This is a genomic window from Allobosea sp. 05T433 (genome assembly GCF_056396065.1).
The window spans coordinates 1-6,394 of sequence record NZ_JBFTKS010000067.1 but is presented as its reverse complement, the minus strand read 5'-3'; the positions used below and the strand labels follow the sequence as shown (position 1 = coordinate 6,394).

1 protein-coding gene and 1 pseudogene are annotated in these 6,394 nt (G+C 61.7%); both read right to left on the bottom strand.

All coding sequences use genetic code 11. The annotated features are described in order from the left end of the window. Positions 1 to 1,349 precede the first annotated feature (1,349 nt). Positions 1,350 to 4,460, bottom strand: coding sequence for an autotransporter family protein (locus AC1DGP_RS34500; RefSeq protein WP_476833224.1), 3,111 nt, complete (start codon positions 4,458 to 4,460; stop codon positions 1,350 to 1,352). Between the two features lie 1,348 nt (positions 4,461 to 5,808). Next, positions 5,809 to 6,113 (bottom strand): annotated as a pseudogene (locus tag AC1DGP_RS34495) (IS701 family transposase); the annotation flags it as partial. Positions 6,114 to 6,394 lie beyond the last annotated feature (281 nt).

Sequence of the window (6,394 nt, the reverse complement as noted above, 5' to 3'; positions counted from 1 at the left end):
GCCGCCATTCGCTGGTCCGCTATTTACGAGGCCGACCTGCATTCCGGGAACATCATCGATCTCGAAAGTGGCGTAGCGCAGAAGATCGCCGCAGCGGTCGCTCAGGCCATCAAGCCCCCATTGCATGCATCGTCGAAGGTCCCCTAAGGGGCGATCCCCGCGAAGCCGGGGGCATAAAGCACCAACCGAAGATCTGCTTACCGGCGGTCTGTCAGTGTCACACTGAGACCTCCGGAGGCCTATTTACTGCAGAGCCTGTAGTTGCTGCCGGTTTGATCGCTGGCGTTGGAATAGCGCTTTAAGCGCCCGTCTGACCCTTTTGCTAGGATCGCGGAGGACTGGGTGCGGGTAACAGAGTGGACGCAGAATAGTGACAGGTTATCACGGTCGCCGATGCGGCTGACGGCGCCAATCCGGCAGGCCGTCCAAGGCGTGCTGATGCGATCCCCGGAGATAATGAAGGCAGGGACGAATAGCTCCGTAGGGACCTTGAACATCATTCCTTTACGCCCCGGCGTGAATACGTCTCCACAAGCGAGGTCGTCCGCGAGCCAGGCTCCTTGATAGGTGACTAAGGGGCCCTCTGCCGCCTTCACGTTTGCAACCAGGCTGCTCGCTACAAGGCCAATGACAACCGCGCTCGAATATCGGGTACACCGCATTGATCGCTCCCGGGTCTCCATCTCGAAAACTATGTAGACGTAGGACTTAAGGTCCAATGGAGACAGCTTCTTGGGAAGCCAATTTGGAAGGTAGCCCATTACCACGTCCGGTTCCATCGCATGTCTGCTTGGGGAACGACGTCCGCTCTCGTCGTAGCCACCGTCCAGAACCTCAGGAAAATGGCAAAGCTCCTGCCGACCGGACCGCAAACTCAGCCCGACTGAGGAGATGCCGTCCCGATCGGCAAGCGGAAACGTGCCGAGACGGCGGGTGTCAATGCCTAGATCGGCCCTGAAGGCTACCGACGCTTCATCGTGGGGAAGAAGCGCGCCTTCGAGGGCGAGGTCGATGAGGAACTGGGCGCGCCGAACGGAACGCCTTGATGCAATCCGGCCGGCTCCCATCCCGGACGTTGGTGGTCCGCCGTCGCCCTTTCCGGAAACGACCCAACTCGGAAATTAAATCATCCTAGCCTGGCGGCCCGTCACCGACATCTGCAGGGTCCGCTTCCGGGCAACTCGACTGAAGGCAAGACAGGGTAAGGACAGCCGGGTTGGTGCAATCGCGAAGCTCCCCCGCAGACGCCCGCGCCTACCAGGTGACGCGCTGGCCGCACTCGCCCTTTAGATGTAGCGTCGATCGCTTTGCCCCTTCAGCAACGGTCTCAGGGACGCTCACAGCTTGCGCTACCAACTTACTTTGATCCCAAGCCGGCCGTCATAGGCGCGCGAGCGGCCATTGAGCCCGATCGAGTAACCGGCCGACGCGTAGAGCGCTGTGTTCCTGCTGATCTGGGCGTCGACACCGGTCCTGAGTTCGGCCCAGGAGCCGCCGAGATCGGCGTGGAAGGGGATCAGCCCCGTGGCCGAGGAGAACGAGGTCTTGGGATCGCCGAGGAACTCGTTCCAGAGGCTCGCCTTCAGCCAGGCGGTGAGCAGGCGGGGCTTGGCGCGCGGATCCTCCTCCAGCGTCCAGCTCTTGGCCAGGCGGGCGCCGATGCGGCCGGCCAGAGAATCGGCATCGCTGAAGCGCACCAGCGCCGCCTCGTCACGGCCGGATCCGTTGGCCAGGGTCTGGTAGATCATCTGTGCCTGTGGCTCAAGGATGAAGCCGTTGCCTAGCTGGAGCGGATAACCGCCCTCGAGCGAGGCCGCGAAGCCGAAACCATCGCGCTTCAACTTGAACAAGCGCTTTGAGTCAGCCTCTGCAGCGTACCAGGTGCCCTGCACGACCCCGTCGAGATACCAGCCGGACGGTCCGAAATGCGTCCAGTAGGCGCCGAGCGAATAGCCGTCGATGGTGTTGGTGCCGGCCTTGATGCCGTTGAAATGGGTGACATCGCCTTCGATCCGTCCGATCGCGGCATAGAGGCCGGCGTGGTTGCGGCTGCCGTCAGTGCCGAGGCTGCGATAGAGATCGAGCCCGGCCTGGAAGGCGTACATGTCGTAATCGTAGTTCGGGCCGTTGCGGTAGATGCCCCAGGGGCCACCGTCCTGGTTGCCGTGCTGGCCGATGATCCGGGCCCAGCCGGCCGAAGCATAGGAGCTGCCGGGGACGCTGGCGCCGACCGGAAGTTGCACGGTGGTGGTGCAGCGAAAGTTTTTCTCCGGATTCTTGCACCAGATCGTCCGCTCCTCGCTGACCGGCGGCAGCGCGAGCGGGTGCAATTCGCCGCCCCGTTCGTGCAGGCTGTCGATCAGGGTACGGCCATATATCAGCCCCATCGCCGGAAGCGCGGCGAACAGCGAGACTTCTCGCCGGAAATTCGGAATACCCGAGCTTGGCGGCGCCGGTGTCGGGCCCGGCCCAGGCGGGATTGGAGTCGGGTCGGGCCCTGGTGGCGTTGGATCGGGCTGCAAGTCCGATCGCAGATACCAATTCTGAGGTCCTGAATTGTCCACGCTGCCCCGTAGGAGGGCATATTCGTACGGCCCTGCAATAGCCGGCCTGCCTAGCGCGAATGTACCTGCATMCGTCGTGCCCGCGTTGATGGCATCTACGACGAGAATGCCATTTCCTAGGGTCAGATCGCCCGGCCCAATGGTATTCGAAATCAGCAGCGATGACGTCCCGCTCGCCCGACCACCATCAATGACCAAGCGGTCAGAGGGGGAGCCATCGGAGCCGAGATAGGTGTTGAGAGCGAGCGTTCCGCTCCTGCCAACATAGTCTCTCACGGTCAGCGTTTTGTAACTCGCGAGCTGCGTCAAATCCCCCGTGGGAGGGCTATAGATAATCTGGCTGTTGTCGTTGGTAACACTCGTTGCGGTCGAATTGCCCGTCATCGTCCAGGCAGTGGCCTGAGTAAGCGTCACATTGCTGGTATTGCCTGCCGGCGTGGTGATGACCCCTCGCAGCGTCGAACCTTGCGCGTTGAACGTTGTGCTGCCGCCCCCGCCTGTCGCCAGCAGGGTATTGTTGTTCGTGATCGCGATCGTATTGACGAGCCCGATGTCCGCAATCGCCGCCTGGACAGAAAATGAGGCATCGCTCGCCTGAATTGCCGCGTTGCTGTAGCGCAGCAGGTTCGTTCCGCCACTGTCGAAGGAGAAGCCGACCCCGCCAATGCCGGAGGCGGTGACATCGGTGCCGGTCATGGTGGCGCTGCCGCCATTCTGAATCCGGCCGCCGACTCCGTTGATGACAATAACCACGCCGTCCGTCGTTTCGATGCGGCCACCACCGTCGGCATTCAAACCCGAGTTGCCGCCGCCTCCGCTGACGCTGACGTTGGTGTTCTGGGTGGTGATCACGCTACCGGCGTTGATCGCCTGCAGGCCCTTCTCGCCGCCACCCGCACCCGTGACGTTCACCGTGCTGCCGACGAAATGCACTTGGCCGCCCGCCTCGGCGCGGGCGCCGATGTCGTCGCCGCCACCGTTGGTGGCAGTGATTGTGAGGTCCTGGGCGTTGATCGTGCTGCCGACGCCGGACGCGACCAGGCCCCTGCTTCCGCCGCCGCCTGAAAAGGTGATCCTGCTGCCTCCGGTCAGGCTGATACTGCCGCCATTTTGTGCCTTGGCCCCGGTGATGCCGCCGGCGTTGCCCATGAAAACGAGCAGGCCATCGGCAATGATGCGGCTGCCCGCGCCGTCAGCGAGCAAGGCGGACGGGATACCGCCATTGGGATTGTTGATCGAGGAGCCGGACGTAAACTCGATCAGCCCTCCGGCCAGGGCCTGCACGAGACTTTGACCACCGCCATTGGGCCAATTCACAGTAACGGCGCGTGCGATGATGGTCCCGCCGTTGGCCTGCATGGCGATGGCTCCGCCACCGCCGTCATTGCTCAACACGATTCCGTTGGCCTCGATCCGTGCTCCGCTGCTGGCACCCAACCCCAGGCCACTCGCTGTCACCGGACCGTTCAATATGACGATCGAATTGGTGCCGGCATCAATTCCGGTCCCGAACCCCCGGGCCGTCACCGAACCGTTCGCGGTCACATTGGCACCAAGCGTGGCGGTGATCGCCGTCCCGAAGCCGACAAGGATATTGCCGACGGTACATGGAGGCGGGCCAATCTGGGTAACCCCTCCGTTTCCACTAAACCCTATGCACGCGGATTGAGCGTAGGCGGGCGGTGCCGAGAGCCAGACTGCGCTAGCAACAATGGCTGAAAGCCAAGCTAAGAGCCGCGTCGTCTCATGCACGCGCCGGCGCTTCATCCATTGGGGAGATTGAATAATCCGCTCGGCAGTCGTTGCAAGTCGTGGCGCGCCCACGCTGACGGAAACCGGGTGCAACAAAAATTCAGCCAGTGCTGGGTCAGTCGTTAAGTAGTCGCGCCCCGTCATCCACTACCTCCGTACAGGTTCGTGAATACAGATAGCCTACGATTCGGTATTCTCAGCTAAATCTCATGTTATTAATGAACGGTTATTGGCAATATCTGCCGAATGGGTCGAGCGCTGGCTTCACAATAGGTCACGCGACAATTGCGCGCCGTGCAATCGACCGCCGTCGTCGGATCAGGCTGTCCTCATCGGCAGGAATGTCTAAAAGCTCCCGTCGATCCTGAGCTTTGAGAATCTTGCGCCTTGCCACTGCTCAACCCCGCACGCAGCACCAACTACCGGTGAATGTTGCCGAGCTGGCACGGTTATCCACTGGGATCAGACGCCCTGCCGCGGAAGTCGCGAGACACAGGAGATTTCGTTCATGTTTCGTTCGACCTTAGCGTACGAGGCCTTTATCAACCAAAGACAGCTACGGACGATATGATGGAGAGCCCACCCTGCTGTGAATAGGCATCCAATTTGCCCCCTGAATCGGCGTCCTGCGTGACCCTGCGTATCTCGAATATTCAATCGCTTCAGGAGCCCGCCATCAATTTGATTGGGGAGCCACCCAATAGGATGAAAGGAGAGCCATCAACACGTGGGTCCCTCCATTCCACGKGCAGGGCAACCCTCGTTCATAGGACGTCGGTCTAGCGAAAGGCGCGCCCTTTAGCCCCTTCCCGAAACACCTGTTAGTCCGCACACTCGCCAAAGGGGGAGACTTGGATGCGCGCACTTGTGGCTGGCGGGATGATGCTCGTCGCGGGCCAAGCCGCCGCTTCTAATTTTGGTGTGACCGTCAAGACGTTTGTCGCGCGCATTGTCGCGCGCCCCGAGCTTGGCCTTCAGGACCGCGGTTGCAATCCTAGCCGTGAGGCAGGGTCAGGCAATATTCCGATAAGGGGGAAGGGGTTAGATTTTGGCCACATCCGAGGAGACCTCAAGGCCTGCCGCCGTCGACTATGGGGCAGCGACGATAGCCTTCGACGGCGTCGGCGGCCTCCTGCACGGGAACGGCCTCTACAGCATCGTTTTGATTACCAGTCGCCCCACCGTGATGCGCGACCAGACCGTCCCCATCGTCCCGGTCGTTTCGTGCCAGCTTCAGAGTAGCCGTGAAGGGCTCCTATCCCTCAAGAAGGCAATCGACGACTTGCTCTTGGCCACCTCCGCGCCTCACGGTCAGGCGCAGTGACCCAGTGCGCTCCCTCTGCTGATCCGGCTCGGCCAACTCGCCCTGCCGATGCGGAAAAATGGGAGCCGCTTCTAATCTTACTGCGTCATAAATTGCGTGTCTGTCGCTGAGCGTCCATGGAACTTGTGCAGCATGGACATCGTTGCAGACGGTTGGCCATGGCCACGGTCAGGCGTCGCCTGAGGATCGGGATCGAGGTCGGGACATGCCGCTCGGTACGGACCGGGAGGATCCCCGCGGTCGATAACCGTCGGGAAGGCCAGGTGTTTGGCGGCCCTGGGCGCGAGCTGGAGCTGAGGGGGGAATCGTCTCCTCAGAGCGACCAGGAAGCCGTAGGCGGCGATACAGAGACTGGCGTGGTGGTGGAAACCCCGCCAAGCTCGGCCTTCGTAGTGACCCAGGCCCAGCTCCTGCTTGAGCTCCTGATGGTCTCGCTCGATCCGCCAGCGCAGCTTGGCGGTGTCGACCAGCTGGGTCGAAGGGAATTCAGCGACTGCTGCCGGATGAAGCATTACAGATCGTTTCGCGCAGATACGGTTCCATGCAAAATGCCACATCCAGCCCTCGAACTTGATCCGATCAGGGTCAAGACGCGCGACTTCCGCTGACGGTGAATTTGGCCCACAGGGCCATGGCGGACATTGCATCCTTCTGGCACGCTGCCGTCGGAGGATGCCCATGGTCGCGACATCATGCCTGCGCACACTCGCCGACACGGATGAACCTGTCGCTGCCCCCTCGCACGAGGGCCTAC